Here is a 12,605-nt window from a genome sequence, read left to right on the forward strand (position 1 = left end):
TGCAAAAAAATTGTCGCAGCGATGAAATCACGCTTTCGATACCCCATTGCGATCTGCATCACGAAAAGAAAAAATGGTCAGAAAGCGATCTTGTTTCATTCATAGAAACTAATGATGATTATGTGGAACCGGTTTCCTACATGTCTCACAACAATAACAGGATCACATCCGATGGCCAAAAATTACGCTGCGCTGGCGAACGACGTCATCAGCGCGCTGGGCGGCAAAGAGAACATCATCGCCGTCACCCACTGCATGACGCGACTACGTTTCGTTCTGAAAGATGAAACCCTCACCGATGCCGCACGCCTGAAAAGCATCAGCGGCGTCCTTGGCGTAGTGCGCAACGACAACCAGTGCCAGGTGATTATTGGCAACACGGTGTCACAGGCGTACCGCGAAGTGGTAAGCCTGCTGCCCACGGAACTGCAGCCCGCGGTGCCGGAAGGACCACAGAAGCTGACGCTGCGCCGCATTGGCGCCGGGATCCTCGACGCGCTGATCGGCACCATGTCCCCGCTGATCCCGGCGATCATTGGCGGCTCGATGGTCAAGCTGCTGGCGATGATCCTTGAGATGACCGGCGTGCTGCCCAAAGGCGCGCCGACGCTCACCATTTTGACCGTCATCGGCGACGGCGCGTTCTTCTTCCTGCCGCTGATGGTGGCGGCCTCGGCGGCGGTGAAATTCAAAACCAACATGTCGCTGGCGATAGCCATCGCGGGCGTGCTGGTGCACCCGAGCTTTATCGAGCTGATGGCAAAAGCCGCGCAGGGCGAGCACGTTGAGTTCGCCTTTATCCCGGTGACGGCGGTGAAATACACCTACACCGTCATCCCGGCGCTGGTGATGACCTGGTGCCTGTCATACATCGAACGCTGGGTGGATCGTATTACCCCGGCGGTGACGAAAAACTTCCTCAAGCCGATGCTGATCGTGCTGATTGCCGCCCCGCTCGCCATCGTGCTGATTGGCCCGCTGGGGATCTGGATCGGTAGCGCCATCTCCGCGCTGGTCTACACCATTCACGGCTACCTGGGCTGGCTCTCCGTCGCCATCATGGGCGCGCTGTGGCCGCTGCTGGTCATGACCGGCATGCACCGCGTGTTTACGCCAACCATCATTCAGACCATTGCCGAAACGGGCAAGGAAGGGATGGTGATGCCGTCGGAAATTGGCGCCAACCTGTCGCTCGGCGGTTCGTCGCTGGCGGTGGCGTGGAAAACCAAAAACCCGGAGCTGCGCCAGACGGCGCTGGCAGCGGCGGCCTCCGCCATCATGGCGGGGATCTCTGAACCGGCCCTGTACGGCGTCGCAATACGTCTGAAACGCCCGCTGATTGCAAGCTTGATCAGCGGCTTTATCTGCGGCGCGGTGGCCGGTATCGCGGGTCTTGCCAGCCACTCGATGGCGGCACCGGGGCTGTTTACCAGCGTGCAGTTCTTCGATCCGGCCAACCCGATGACCATCGTCTGGGTGTTTGGCGTGATGGGTCTGGCAGTGGTGCTGTCGTTTGTTCTGACCCTGATACTGGGCTTTGAGGATATTCCTGTCGAAGACGACGCCGAAAAAGCGCGCGCCCTGCAGACCGCACCGGTACAGAACAACGCAGCAAAAGCATAAATTGAAAGCGAGGTAAGAATGTCTGTTTTTCCACAAGGATTTTTATGGGGCGGCGCGCTTGCCGCCAACCAGAGTGAAGGCGCTTACCGTGAGGGCGGCAAAGGGCTGACGACGGTCGATATGATCCCCCACGGCGCGAACCGCCTGGCGGTGAAGCTCGGTAAGGAAAAGCGTTTTTCGCTGCGTGACGACGAATTCTACCCGAGCCACGAGGCGATTGATTTTTACCATCGCTATAAAGAGGACATCGCCCTGATGGCGGAGATGGGCTTTACGGTGTTCCGCACCTCGATCGCCTGGAGCCGCCTCTATCCGAACGGCGACGAACCGCTGCCGAATAAAGAGGGTATTGCCTTTTACCGCGCGGTATTCGAAGAGTGCAAAAAATACAACATCGAGCCGCTGGTGACGCTCTGCCACTTCGACGTGCCGATGCACCTGGTGACGGAGTACGGCTCCTGGCGCAACCGCAAGATGGTGGATTTCTTCGCCCGCTACGCCCGCACCTGCTTTGAGGAATTTAACGGGCTGGTGAAATACTGGCTGACCTTCAACGAAATCAACATCATGCTGCACAGCCCGTTCTCCGGGGCGGGACTGGTGTTTGAGGAAGGCGAAAACGAAGACCAGGTGAAATACCAGGCCGCGCACCACGAGCTGGTGGCGAGCGCGCTGGCGACCAAAATTGCCCACGAGGTGAACCCGGAAAACCAGGTCGGCTGCATGCTGGCGGGCGGGAATTTCTATCCGTACTCCTGCAAGCCGGAAGACGTGTGGATGGCGCTGGAGAAAGACCGCGAGAATCTGTTCTTTATCGACGTGCAGGCGCGCGGCAGCTATCCGGCTTACTCCGCCCGCGTGTTCCGCGAGAAAGGCGTGGTGATTGTGAAAGATCCCGGCGACGACGAACTGCTGAAAAATACCGTCGACTTTGTCTCGTTCAGCTATTACGCCTCGCGCTGCGCCTCGGCGGATATGAATGCGAACAATACCAATGCGGCGAACATCGTCAAATCCCTGCGCAACCCACACATTCAGGTGAGCGAATGGGGCTGGGGCATCGACCCGCTCGGCCTGCGCATCACCATGAACATGATGTACGACCGCTACCAGAAGCCGCTGTTCCTGGTAGAAAACGGCCTCGGGGCGAAAGATGTCGTTGATGAAAACGGCGAGATTAACGACGACTACCGCATCAGCTATCTGCGCGAGCATATCCGCGCGATGGGCGATGCGATTGAGGACGGCGTGCCGCTGATGGGCTACACCACCTGGGGCTGCATTGACCTGGTTTCGGCCTCAACAGGCGAGATGAGCAAGCGCTACGGGTTTGTGTACGTTGACCGCGACGACGCCGGGAACGGCACGCTGGAGCGGAAACGTAAGAAATCGTTCGGATGGTATAAGAAGGTGATTGCGAGTAACGGGGCGGATCTGGAGTAGACTGTTTTGCCGGGTGGCGGCTTCGCCTTACCCGGCCTACAAAACCGTAGGCCCGGTAAGCCGCTGCTCAGAGCTGAGAAAACCCTCCGTCTCCAGCCCACCCGGCTAGTCGTGAATACACCACCTCCACCGCCTCCTTCACCGGCGGCGTCATCGGGTAATAAAACCCAACGATGTCCGGCTGAATGCCCAAAAACAGCACCTCGCCCACGTCACCTTTGATCTGATCCACAAGGTAGTTCAGCGGCATATTGTGGGTGGTCATCATAAACATCTCGGCGATGTCGTCCGGGTCAATCAGGCGGATCTCGCCGGGGTTGAGCCCCATATCGGTGGCATCGACGATTAACAGCCTGTCCGGACGCAGTTCGCGAATGGCGACCACGTCGTTTTCCGGCGCGCTGCCGCCGTCAATCACCAGCCAACTGCCCTGCGGGTTGGCGGCACACATCTCTGCGAGCAGCGGACCCGCGCCGTCGTCGCCCATCATGCTGTTGCCGACACACAGTAAAACGTCAGTCACGTAATCTCCTCACCATCAGGTAGATGGCGCTCTCCTGATGAATATCATGCAGCATGCCGAGCAGCGTTTTGCTCCACGCCTGCTGCGCCGGGGTTTGCCTGCCGAGCGCCGCGTCAAAGGCGTTGGCGAGCATCGCAATGTGGTTCACATCGATCACGATCTCGCCGTACTTCGGCACGCCTTCCATCTTGCGCCGCGCCGTACTGCCCTCCTCCAGCGTGGCAATCCACGCCAGGTATTCCGGCCAGGGGCAGCTCAGCGCGGCCTCCAGGCAGTCAATCACCCCGAGGTGATGCCCAATCGCCAGGCTGTAATAGACCACCTGCTGCGCCGCATCCGGCGTGGCATCGTTCTCATCAATAAACTTACGGCTCAGCTGACTGAACACCACCGTTTCACTCATCGGATTCGCGCCTCATCGACGATGCTGTTCAGGTTCGCCACGATCTCATTGAGGCGCGGATCGTTTTCCGCCTCCAGCCAGCGCGCCACCTGATGCTCGCCCTGGCTCAGCAGGCGCAGATAATCATCGGCAATCTGACGGCCGTAGCGATAGCCCGCCAGCCTGCGCGCCGTGCGGTCGACCTTCACCCGCAGCGGTTGCACCATGTCCGGGTGCAGAATGGCGGCAGGCTGGTTGTCCAGCTCGCCCGGCTCGCGGGCGTGGATTTTCTGCTCCAGCAGGCCGAGCGCCATCGCGAAGCCGTACAGCGTGGCGGCGGGCGTCGGCGGGCAGCCCGGAATGTAGACGTCGACCGGCACGATTTTGTCGGTGCCGCCCCAGACGCAGTAGAGGTCATGGAAGATGCCGCCGCTGTTGCCGCAGGCGCCGTACGAGATGCAGATTTTCGGGTCCGGCGCGGACTGCCAGGCGCGCAGCGCGGGCGAGCGCATGGCGCGGGTGACGGCGCCGGTAAACAGCAGGATGTCCGCATGACGCGGGGACGGTACCACCTTGATGCCGAAGCGCTCGGCGTCAAACAGCGGCGACAGCGTAGCGAAGATCTCGATCTCGCAGCCGTTGCAGCCGCCGCAGTCCACGCGGTAGACGTAGGCCGAGCGTTTGATTTTTTTCAGCAGCGACGCCTTCATGCTGGCGATGGATTCGTCCACCGTCATCGGCACCGGAATGCCGTTAGCGTCGCGCGGGCCCAGTAGGTTTTCCATCAGCTGGCCTCTCTCATGTGGCGGGTGATATCAATGCGGTCGGACGGCAGCAGGCACTTCTGACGCTTGCACGCCGGGCAGGTTTCAAAGCTTTCGCGGTGATGCTCCGCGCGGGCGTCGCCGTTGTGCTGCAGCAGCGCGATGGCGTAGTCGATCTCTTTCTGCACGGCGAACGGACGTCTGCAGACGCGGCAGTTGCACAGCTCAAAGCGCGACTGCTGCAGAAAATCCTCTTTCTTCCACACCGCCAGCTCGTATTCCTGCGACAGGCGAATGGCGACCGTCGGGCAGACCTCCTCGCAGCGGCCGCAGAAGATGCAGCGCCCGAGGTTAAACTGCCAGGCCAGCTCGCCGGTTTTGAGATCCGTTTCCACCGTCAGGGCATTCGACGGACAGGCGTTGACGCAGGCCGCGCAGCCGATGCACTGCTGCGGGTTGTGCTCCGGCTTGCCGCGAAAGTTTTTATCCACCGGCATCGGCTCCAGCGGATAGCTGCTGGTTTGCGTGCCGGTTTTGATCGCTTTTTTGATAAAGGTAAACATGACTAATCCTTATTTCAGCGGCGAGTTCTTACGCTCGATGCTGTAGCGCTCAAGCTCTTTGTACGGCACCACCTGGCTTTTCTTCTTGCGCACGTCGACGACGGTCATGCGGTCGGTGCAGGAGTAGCACGGGTCGAGGCTGCCGATGATCAGCGGCGCATCGGAAACCGTGTTGCCGCGCAGCATGTAGCGCAGGGTTGGCCAGTTGGCGTAGGTGGCCGCGCGGCAGCGCCAGCGGTAAAGCTTCTGGTTGTCGCCGGTCATGCTCCAGTGAATGTCGTCCCCGCGCGGCGCTTCGGCAAAGCCGAGGGCAAAGCGGTTCGGAATGTAGGTGAAGCCCTCCACCATCAGCGGGCCGCCCGGCAGGTTATCAAGGCCGTAGTCGATCATGTTCAGCGCCGTGAACACCTCGTTGATGCGCACCTTGAGGCGAGAGATGACGTCGCAGCCCTGCTCGCTGTGCACGGTCATCGGCAGCAGGCCGTAGCCGACGAACGGGTGATCGGCACGGGTGTCGCGGGCGTGACCGCTGGCGCGCACCATCGGGCCGACGTTGCTGAAGTCGCGGGCAATTTCCGGGTCAAGACGGCCGATGCCGACGGTGCGCTGCTCGATGTTGGGCGTGCTGAGCAGCATATCCACCAGCTCCTGCACGTCGCGGCGCATCTGCTGCGCCAGCTGGCGGGTCTGGATCATATCGTTTTTCAGCAGGTCGCGACGGATCCCGCCGATCAGGTTCAGACCGTAGGTTTTGCGCGCCCCGGTGAGGATCTCCGCCATCTTCATCGACGCTTCGCGCACGCGGAAGAACTGCATAAACCCGGAGTCAAAGCCGACGAAGTGACAGGCCAGGCCGAGGTTCAGCAGGTGCGAATGCAGGCGCTCCACCTCGAGCAGAATGGCGCGGATCATCTGAGCGCGTTCCGGCACCACGATCCCCATGCCGTTTTCCACCGAGGTGGTGTAGGCGGTGCTGTGGGCGAAGCCGCAGATGCCGCACACGCGGTCAGAGAGGAAGGTCACTTCGTTGTAGCCCATGCGGGTTTCCGCCAGCTTTTCCATGCCGCGGTGGACGTAGAACAGGCGGTAGTCGGCGTCAATAATGTTTTCGCCGTCGACGAACAGGCGGAAGTGGCCCGGCTCGTCAGAGGTGACGTGCAGCGGGCCGATCGGCACCACGTTGTTCTTCTTGCTGCCCAGCTCGTTGATGAACTCGTAGGTTTCGCTGTCGGTAGTTGGGGCCGGACGCTGGCGGTAGTCCATGCTGTCTTTGCGCAGCGGATAGAGCTCGTCCGGCCAGTCGTCAGGCAGCACCAGGCGGCGCTCGTCCGGCAGGCCGACCGGCACCAGACCGTACATGTCGCGCACTTCACGCTCGCCCCAGACGGCAGCGGGCACGCGGGGCGTGACGGACGGGTATTCTGGCTTAGCCGGGTCGACCTCGACGCGCACGGTGATCCAGCACTTCTCGCCCTGCTCCATCGACATCACGTAGTACACCGCGTAGTTGCCGCACAGCTGGCGCTCGTCGTTACCGAACAGCACCGACAGCCAGCCGCCCTGCTGGTAGTAGAGAAACTCCACCACTTCCGGCAGATAGTTCACCTTAATGGTGACGGTTATCTGGTCTTTGGTTTGCCAGGACTCCTCCAGCACCACGCCGGGGAAAGCCTGATGCAATGCGGCGAGATACTGCTGACCTTTCTTTTCTTCAGACATAAACACTCTCTTTAATCACGCCACCAGCAAGGAGACGAACGCTAAAAATGCAAAACCAAAACCGGCCCAGGTAATGCGTGACGTTTCCACAAAACGCAGACGCGCCATGCTGTTTTCGAACAGGGCAATGACCAGCACGCCGACCAGCAGCTTGAGGACGGCAACCACGACGGCCAGCAGCAGACCGCCCGCGGAGAAGTGCGTCATCTGCCCCCACGGGAAGAAGACGCCAACGAACATCTGCAGCACCACCAGCTGTTTGAGGCTAATGCCCCACTTCAGCACCGCAAAGCCGTAGCCGCTGTACTCGGTGAGCGGCCCTTCCTGCAGTTCCTGCTCGGCTTCCGCCAGATCGAACGGCAGTTTGCCCATCTCGATAAAGGTGGCGAACGCGCAAGCGCACAGCGCCAGCACCAGCGGAATGGAGCGGGCAACCGGCCAGTGGTAGACGGCGTGGGTGATAAAGCTGATGTGGGTGGAGCCCGCAACCTGCGCGGCAACCCAAAGCCCCAGCAGCAGGATCGGCTCAACCAGCACGCCGAGCATCGCCTCGCGGCTGGCACCGATGCCGGTAAACGGGCTCCCGGTGTCCAGGCCCGCGATGGCAAAGAAGAAGCGGGCGATAGCGAAGAGGTAGATAAGCGTGATCAGATCGCCGAGCGCCGGCAGCGGCGACGCCACCGTGACCACCGGCAGCGCGGTGGCGATGGTCAGCATCACGCCCACCATCACAAACGGCGTCAGACGGAAGACCCAGCCTGCGGCATTCGGCGCCACGCTCTGGCGAGAAAACAGCTTGAAGAGATCGCGATACTCCTGGAGCACACCAGGGCCGCGACGGTTGTGCATCCGGGCGCGCGCCACGCGCGTGATGCCCGACAGCAGCGGCGCCACGGCGAACAACACCAGCGCCTGAAGAATTGCCAGTAACAGATTCATGTCAGGCTCCTCGTGAAATCACAATGACCACCAGCACCGCCAGTTCGATCAGCGCCAGACGGCGGAACAGCGCGGGTGCGGCAGCGCTCTGCCAGCCGGGTACCCAGCTGACCGGGTTCAGCCAGTGGCGCAGCTTCAGCACGGCGGCAAAGTTTTCTTTTACCGGCATGGCGAAACCGTGGGCGGTAATGACCATCGACTGTTCGTGTTCGTAGCCACAGGCCCACGCCGCACCGCGCGAGCGGGAGGCGAGCCGGTCGCGTTTGAAGAACATCATCAGGATGAGCGGTAGCAGCGGTGCGCCAATCAGCAGCAGCGCAATCATTGGCTGAGAGACGGTGGTATTCGCCACGGTCAGCGGCAGCGGAATGGCGCTGCCCAGCAGCGGTAACAGCCACGGCGCAGCGACGCCGCCCGCAATGCAGCACAGCGCCAGCGCGACCACGCTCACGCCCATCAACAACGGTGCGCAGCAGGCGTTTTCCGCTTCGCGGGTGCGCGGCGCACCGAGGAAGGTCACGCCGTAGACTTTCGCCATGCACATCACCGCCAGCGCCCCGGTAATCGCCAGCCCGACCGCCAGCAGCGGCCCCAGCAGACGAGCGATAAACGCATCGCTCTGACCGAGGGCGAAGAAGGACTGATAGATCACCCACTCCCCGGCAAAGCCGTTCAGCGGCGGCAGCGCGGCCATCGCCATCAGCCCGACCAGCATCGCCAGTGAAATCACCGGCATCTTTTTGCCAATCCCACCGAGCTTTTCGATATCCCGATGGCCGGTGCGGAACCAGACGCTTCCCGCGCCGAGGAACAGCGTGCTTTTAAACAGGCTGTGGTTGATCAGGTGATAAAGACCACCGATAAAACCGGCCGCAATCAGCGCCGGTTGATTCAGCGCCAGCCCGGTCACGCCCGCGCCAATGCCGAGCAGAATGATGCCGATATTCTCCAGCGTGTGGTACGCCAGAAGACGCTGGATATTGTGCTCCATCAGCGCGTACAGGCCGCCGACGAAGGCGGTGATCATGCCCGCAATCAACAGCACCACGCCCCACCACAGCGGCGGTTGTCCGCCGGTCAGCGTAATCGCCAGGATCCCAAACAGACCGACCTTCATCACCACCACAGAAAACAGCGCGGCGGCGGGCGCGGAGGCATTCGCATGCGCCTGCGGCACCCAGCCGTGCAGCGGGATGATTCCGGCGAGCAGGCCAAAGCCGAGCACGCCCAACAGCCAGACGTCATTCCCCAGCGGATGCCCGTTAAGCGCAGCGAAGTCCAGCGTGCCGAAGCGCTGCCACACCAGCCAGCAGGCCAGCGCCAGCAGCAGCGTCCCGAGGCGTCCCAGCGCAAACCACAATTTCCCGGAGGCGCTGCAGCCCGTCAGGAACACGCCGCAGAGCGCCATGATCTCCGCCATCACCACCAGCGCGCCGAGGTTGCTGGCGGTCACGGTGCAGACCGCCGTCGCCATCAGCAGGTTAACCAGCAGGCCGTTGGCTTTAGCGTGCGGGTGGCGATGCCATTCGATATTGAACAGGCTGATAAACAGCCCGCACAGGCCAAACGTCACCAGCCAGAGGGCGTTCAGCGGCGTAATCTCAACGGTGTGGCGAACCAGCGGTATGAGGGTGTCAACGGATTGTCCGCCTAGCAGAACAACGCCGCCTGCCGCCAGCGTCAACAGGCTACCTGCCGCCCCGCCGATCCCGGCAATTCCGCCGCTCAGGGTTTTATGGAAGGAGAAGATCGGCGCCAGAATAGCTGCGGCAATAAAACAGGCTACCGCGCCGGTAATCATCATGGCCGCGTTCATTTCGCCCCCTCGTTAAGCGCCTGTAGCAGAGAAAGGTCGCCAAAATCACTGTTGATGGTCAGCTCGCGCTTGCGCTTGCTGGTACGGGCGATGTCGCGAATGTTAACCAGAATCAGCGCTTTCGTCGGACAGGTCCGTACGCAGGCCGGGCCCTGTTCATCGAAGCTGCACAGGTCGCACTTCACCGCCACGGCACGGATGCCGGGCACCCAGTCCAGCAGCGTGCTGACGCGTGCAGGCGCCGGCGGCGCGGGCGGGGCTTTAGGCGAGTTGGCATTGGCCGGAATATGCAGCGGGCGGCTGCCGGAAAATTCAATCGCGCCGAACGGGCAGGCAATGCCGCACAGCTTGCAGCTTACGCACAGGCTTTCGTTCAGCTGGACAGCGCCATCCACGCGGGTGATGGCATTTACAGGACAGACGCCCGCGCACGGGGCATCCTCACAGTGATGGCAGAGCTGCGGGGCAGACTCTTTTTCATTACGCATGACGTGCAGGCGCGGCATGGACTGCAGCCCATGCAGGCGATGCGTTTCCGAACACGCCGCCTCACAGGTTCGACAGCCAATGCAGACCGTCGAGTCAGCAATTACAAAACGGTTCACCGGGTTATCCTCTGGTGATAGTCATTTTTGTCGAAAAGCTGTCTTGTCGACACTTCTCGACACGCATGGATCAGGCCACGTTCGCTGAGGCATTTCCGTCCATCAGCTGCTTCAGGTTGACAGGAAGATCGTGCTCAACGGCGGCGTACAGGCCGTTATAAACCGGCGCGATTTTTTCCAGATAGTGTTCCAGCACCTGCTGGCGATCGCGGTTGCTTACGTGGCCGTCCACCATGCCGTCGGCCATCAGCTGCGCCTTCGCAATACACTGTTTTTCGCCGTCTTTTGTCTCGAGGTAGTACTCAATGGTGTGGCTGTTGAAGTTGTCCGCCAGGGTAACGTTGATGGTGAAATGGCCGAACAGAACGAAGCGCATGTCGCCCTGCGCCGCGCAGCTCATCGCATGGTGAAGACGCGCTTTCGACAAGGTAATGCCCTGGACCAGAGAGTTGCAGTAAAGGTGCCACTGGTCCTGCAGCTGCTGATGACGCTGCGCGATGTAATCCGCTTTTTCGCTGATTTCCCAAATAGTCATAAAAGGTATCCGTTTAATGGAGATAGCGGCTGTTAAGCAGATTCCATGCCAGTTTTTATCTTTATGATTTTCAATACATTTACCTTAAAAATTGCTGTCAACACCGCGGTGTCGACGTGTCATTTCGACAGCGTTGACATCGTCACGCCTTAACAAAAATCAAGCTGGCACCGTTATTGCATTACCGGGGCAATTCATTGAGGAGGCGTCATGCACGAAATCACCCTCTGCCAGCGGGCTCTGGAACTTATCGAACAGCAGGCAGTGCAAAACCACGCGAAGCGCGTCACCGGCGTCTGGCTGAAGGTCGGAGCGTTTTCCTGCGTCGAGACCAGCGCCCTGACCTTCTGTTTTGAGCTGGTCTGCCGCGGCACGCTGGCGGAAGGCTGCGAACTGCATATTGAAGAACAGCAGGCGGAGTGCTGGTGCGAGCAGTGCCAGCAGTACGTCACCCTGCTGTCATCAAAGGTACAGCGCTGCCCGCAGTGTCAGAGCACCGGTCTGCGCATCGTGGCGGATGACGGCATGCAGATCCAACGCCTCGAAATCGAGAAGGAGTAAAGTATGTGTAGTACCTGCGGTTGCGCCGAAGGCAACCTGTATATAGAAGGGGATGAACATCGCCCCCACTCCGCGTTTCGCTCCGCGCCCTTTTCACCCGCCCCACGCCCTGCGGCAGCCCTGACCGGCATTACCTTTGCGCCGCAACGCTCCGACGCGGGCGACCTGCATTACGGCCACGGCGAAGCGGGCACCCACGCGCCGGGCATGAGCCAGCGCCAGATGCTGGAGGTGGAAATCAACGTGCTGGACAAGAATAACCAGATCGCCACCCGCAACCGCGCCCGCTTTGCCACCCGCAAACAGCTGGCGCTGAACCTTGTCTCCAGCCCCGGCTCCGGCAAAACCACGCTACTGACCGAAACGCTCAAGCGCCTGAACGGGCTTGTCTCCTGCGCGGTGATCGAAGGCGACCAGCAAACCGTTAACGATGCGGCGCGCATTCGCGAAACCGGCACCCCGGCGATTCAGGTCAACACCGGTAAAGGCTGCCACCTCGATGCGCAGATGATTGCCGACGCCGCCCCGCGCCTGCCGCTGGCGGATAACGGCATCCTGTTTATTGAAAACGTCGGCAACCTCGTCTGCCCGGCGAGCTTCGACCTCGGCGAACGACACAAGGTTGCGGTGCTTTCGGTGACCGAAGGCGAAGACAAGCCGCTGAAGTACCCGCACATGTTTGCCGCCGCGTCCATCATGCTGCTGAACAAAGTCGACCTGCTGCCGTACCTGAATTTCGACGTGGATAAGTGCGTGGCGTATGCCCGCGAGGTGAACCCGGAGATTGAGATCCTGCTGGTCTCCGCCACGCGCGGCGACGGCATGGACGGCTGGCTACACTGGCTGGAGAGCGAACGATGTGCATAGGCGTACCGGGACAAATTCACGCCATCGACGGTAATCAGGCCAAAGTCGAGGTCTGCGGCATCCTGCGCGACGTCGACCTGACGCTGGTGGGCACCACCGATGAGAGCGGCGCATCGCGTCTCGGCCAGTGGGTGCTGGTCCACGTGGGGTTTGCCATGAGCGTGATTAACGAAGCGGAAGCCCGCGACACGCTCGACGCCCTGCAAAATATGTTCGACGTGGAGCCTGACGTGGGCGCGCTGCTGTACGGCGAGGAGCGATAATC

Annotated in this window: 14 protein-coding genes; 5 read left to right on the forward strand and 9 right to left on the reverse strand. The window is 61.0% G+C overall.

Features of this window, described 5'->3' with window-relative positions:
- Positions 1-171 precede the first annotated feature (171 nt).
- The gene (gene ascF, locus PUP35_RS17245) at positions 172-1,623 is read left to right on the forward strand and encodes a PTS cellobiose/arbutin/salicin transporter subunit IIBC (protein WP_274240668.1); all 1,452 of its coding nucleotides are present in this window, start codon (positions 172-174) and stop codon (positions 1,621-1,623) included.
- An 18-nt stretch (positions 1,624-1,641) separates the two neighbouring features.
- Positions 1,642-3,066: a 6-phospho-beta-glucosidase gene (locus PUP35_RS17250; RefSeq protein ID WP_023618131.1), complete on the forward strand. Its 1,425-nt coding sequence runs from the start codon at positions 1,642-1,644 to the stop codon at positions 3,064-3,066.
- A gap of 67 nt (positions 3,067-3,133) precedes the next feature.
- Here PUP35_RS17250 and hycI read toward each other — a convergent pair whose 3' ends face one another.
- The 9 genes from hycI to hycA all read right to left on the reverse strand — a co-directional run bounded on the left by hycI (position 3,134) and on the right by hycA (position 10,912).
- Positions 3,134-3,589, reverse strand: a complete 456-nt coding sequence (gene hycI / locus PUP35_RS17255; protein WP_115876149.1) for a hydrogenase maturation peptidase HycI — start codon at positions 3,587-3,589, stop codon at positions 3,134-3,136.
- Positions 3,582-3,992 carry a formate hydrogenlyase maturation HycH family protein gene (locus PUP35_RS17260; protein WP_111965483.1) on the reverse strand — a complete coding sequence of 137 codons (411 nt, stop codon included), beginning with the start codon at positions 3,990-3,992 and terminating at the stop codon, positions 3,582-3,584. Before PUP35_RS17260 ends, hycI begins: the two co-directional genes overlap by 8 nt.
- The gene (gene hycG, locus PUP35_RS17265) at positions 3,989-4,756 is read right to left on the reverse strand and encodes a formate hydrogenlyase subunit HycG (RefSeq protein ID WP_048029233.1); all 768 of its coding nucleotides are present in this window, start codon (positions 4,754-4,756) and stop codon (positions 3,989-3,991) included. The genes PUP35_RS17260 and hycG overlap by 4 nt, the downstream gene beginning before the upstream one ends.
- Positions 4,756-5,298 (reverse strand): formate hydrogenlyase complex iron-sulfur subunit, encoded by a 543-nt coding sequence (locus tag PUP35_RS17270; RefSeq protein ID WP_111965481.1) that lies wholly within the window; start codon positions 5,296-5,298, stop codon positions 4,756-4,758. Before PUP35_RS17270 ends, hycG begins: the two co-directional genes overlap by 1 nt.
- 9 nt (positions 5,299-5,307) lie before the next feature.
- A complete protein-coding gene (gene hycE / locus PUP35_RS17275) occupies positions 5,308-7,017 on the reverse strand; it encodes a formate hydrogenlyase subunit HycE (protein ID WP_271369212.1) in 1,710 nt (569 codons plus the stop codon).
- Positions 7,018-7,032: 15 nt separating this feature from the next.
- Positions 7,033-7,956, reverse strand: a complete 924-nt coding sequence (locus PUP35_RS17280; protein WP_274240669.1) for a respiratory chain complex I subunit 1 family protein — start codon at positions 7,954-7,956, stop codon at positions 7,033-7,035.
- A gap of 1 nt (position 7,957) precedes the next feature.
- Positions 7,958-9,772, reverse strand: coding sequence for a formate hydrogenlyase subunit 3 (gene hycC / locus PUP35_RS17285; RefSeq protein WP_274240670.1), 1,815 nt, complete (start codon positions 9,770-9,772; stop codon positions 7,958-7,960).
- Entirely contained in the window at positions 9,769-10,377 is a 609-nt protein-coding gene (locus PUP35_RS17290) for a 4Fe-4S dicluster domain-containing protein (RefSeq protein ID WP_023308971.1), read from the reverse strand. The genes hycC and PUP35_RS17290 overlap by 4 nt, the downstream gene beginning before the upstream one ends.
- Positions 10,378-10,447: 70 nt before the next feature.
- Positions 10,448-10,912, reverse strand: coding sequence for a formate hydrogenlyase regulator HycA (gene hycA, locus PUP35_RS17295; protein WP_032653166.1), 465 nt, complete (start codon positions 10,910-10,912; stop codon positions 10,448-10,450).
- A 210-nt stretch (positions 10,913-11,122) separates the two neighbouring features.
- Here hycA and hypA point away from each other — a divergent pair, with 210 nt between their 5' ends.
- From hypA to PUP35_RS17310, 3 genes are read left to right on the forward strand one after another with little or no spacing between them, the layout of a single operon-like run.
- A complete protein-coding gene (hypA, locus tag PUP35_RS17300; RefSeq protein WP_008499580.1) occupies positions 11,123-11,473 on the forward strand; it encodes a hydrogenase maturation nickel metallochaperone HypA in 351 nt (116 codons plus the stop codon).
- A 3-nt stretch (positions 11,474-11,476) separates the two neighbouring features.
- On the forward strand, positions 11,477-12,340 hold the full coding sequence (gene hypB, locus PUP35_RS17305) for a hydrogenase nickel incorporation protein HypB (RefSeq protein WP_127732128.1): 864 nt from the start codon (positions 11,477-11,479) through the stop codon (positions 12,338-12,340).
- Positions 12,331-12,603 (forward strand): HypC/HybG/HupF family hydrogenase formation chaperone, encoded by a 273-nt coding sequence (locus tag PUP35_RS17310; RefSeq protein WP_111965475.1) that lies wholly within the window; start codon positions 12,331-12,333, stop codon positions 12,601-12,603. The genes hypB and PUP35_RS17310 overlap by 10 nt, the downstream gene beginning before the upstream one ends.
- Positions 12,604-12,605: the final 2 nt, after the last annotated feature.

The organism is Enterobacter sp. S-33 (genome assembly GCF_028735835.1).
GTDB classification, from domain to species: domain Bacteria; phylum Pseudomonadota; class Gammaproteobacteria; order Enterobacterales; family Enterobacteriaceae; genus Enterobacter; species Enterobacter vonholyi.

What these genes read in the sequence shown, in the direction of transcription:
- ascF (WP_274240668.1), top strand. Translation starts at nt 172, where the DNA reads ATGGCCAAAAATTACGCTGCGCTGGCGAACGACGTCATCAGCGCGCTG.
- PUP35_RS17250 (WP_023618131.1), top strand. Translation starts at nt 1,642, where the DNA reads ATGTCTGTTTTTCCACAAGGATTTTTATGGGGCGGCGCGCTTGCCGCC.
- PUP35_RS17260 (WP_111965483.1), bottom strand. Translation starts at nt 3,992, where the DNA reads ATGAGTGAAACGGTGGTGTTCAGTCAGCTGAGCCGTAAGTTTATTGAT.
- hycG (WP_048029233.1), bottom strand. Translation starts at nt 4,756, where the DNA reads ATGGAAAACCTACTGGGCCCGCGCGACGCTAACGGCATTCCGGTGCCG.
- PUP35_RS17270 (WP_111965481.1), bottom strand. Translation starts at nt 5,298, where the DNA reads ATGTTTACCTTTATCAAAAAAGCGATCAAAACCGGCACGCAAACCAGC.
- hycE (WP_271369212.1), bottom strand. Translation starts at nt 7,017, where the DNA reads ATGTCTGAAGAAAAGAAAGGTCAGCAGTATCTCGCCGCATTGCATCAG.
- PUP35_RS17280 (WP_274240669.1), bottom strand. Translation starts at nt 7,956, where the DNA reads ATGAATCTGTTACTGGCAATTCTTCAGGCGCTGGTGTTGTTCGCCGTG.
- hycC (WP_274240670.1), bottom strand. Translation starts at nt 9,772, where the DNA reads ATGAACGCGGCCATGATGATTACCGGCGCGGTAGCCTGTTTTATTGCC.
- hycA (WP_032653166.1), bottom strand. Translation starts at nt 10,912, where the DNA reads ATGACTATTTGGGAAATCAGCGAAAAAGCGGATTACATCGCGCAGCGT.
- hypA (WP_008499580.1), top strand. Translation starts at nt 11,123, where the DNA reads ATGCACGAAATCACCCTCTGCCAGCGGGCTCTGGAACTTATCGAACAG.
- hypB (WP_127732128.1), top strand. Translation starts at nt 11,477, where the DNA reads ATGTGTAGTACCTGCGGTTGCGCCGAAGGCAACCTGTATATAGAAGGG.
- PUP35_RS17310 (WP_111965475.1), top strand. Translation starts at nt 12,331, where the DNA reads ATGTGCATAGGCGTACCGGGACAAATTCACGCCATCGACGGTAATCAG.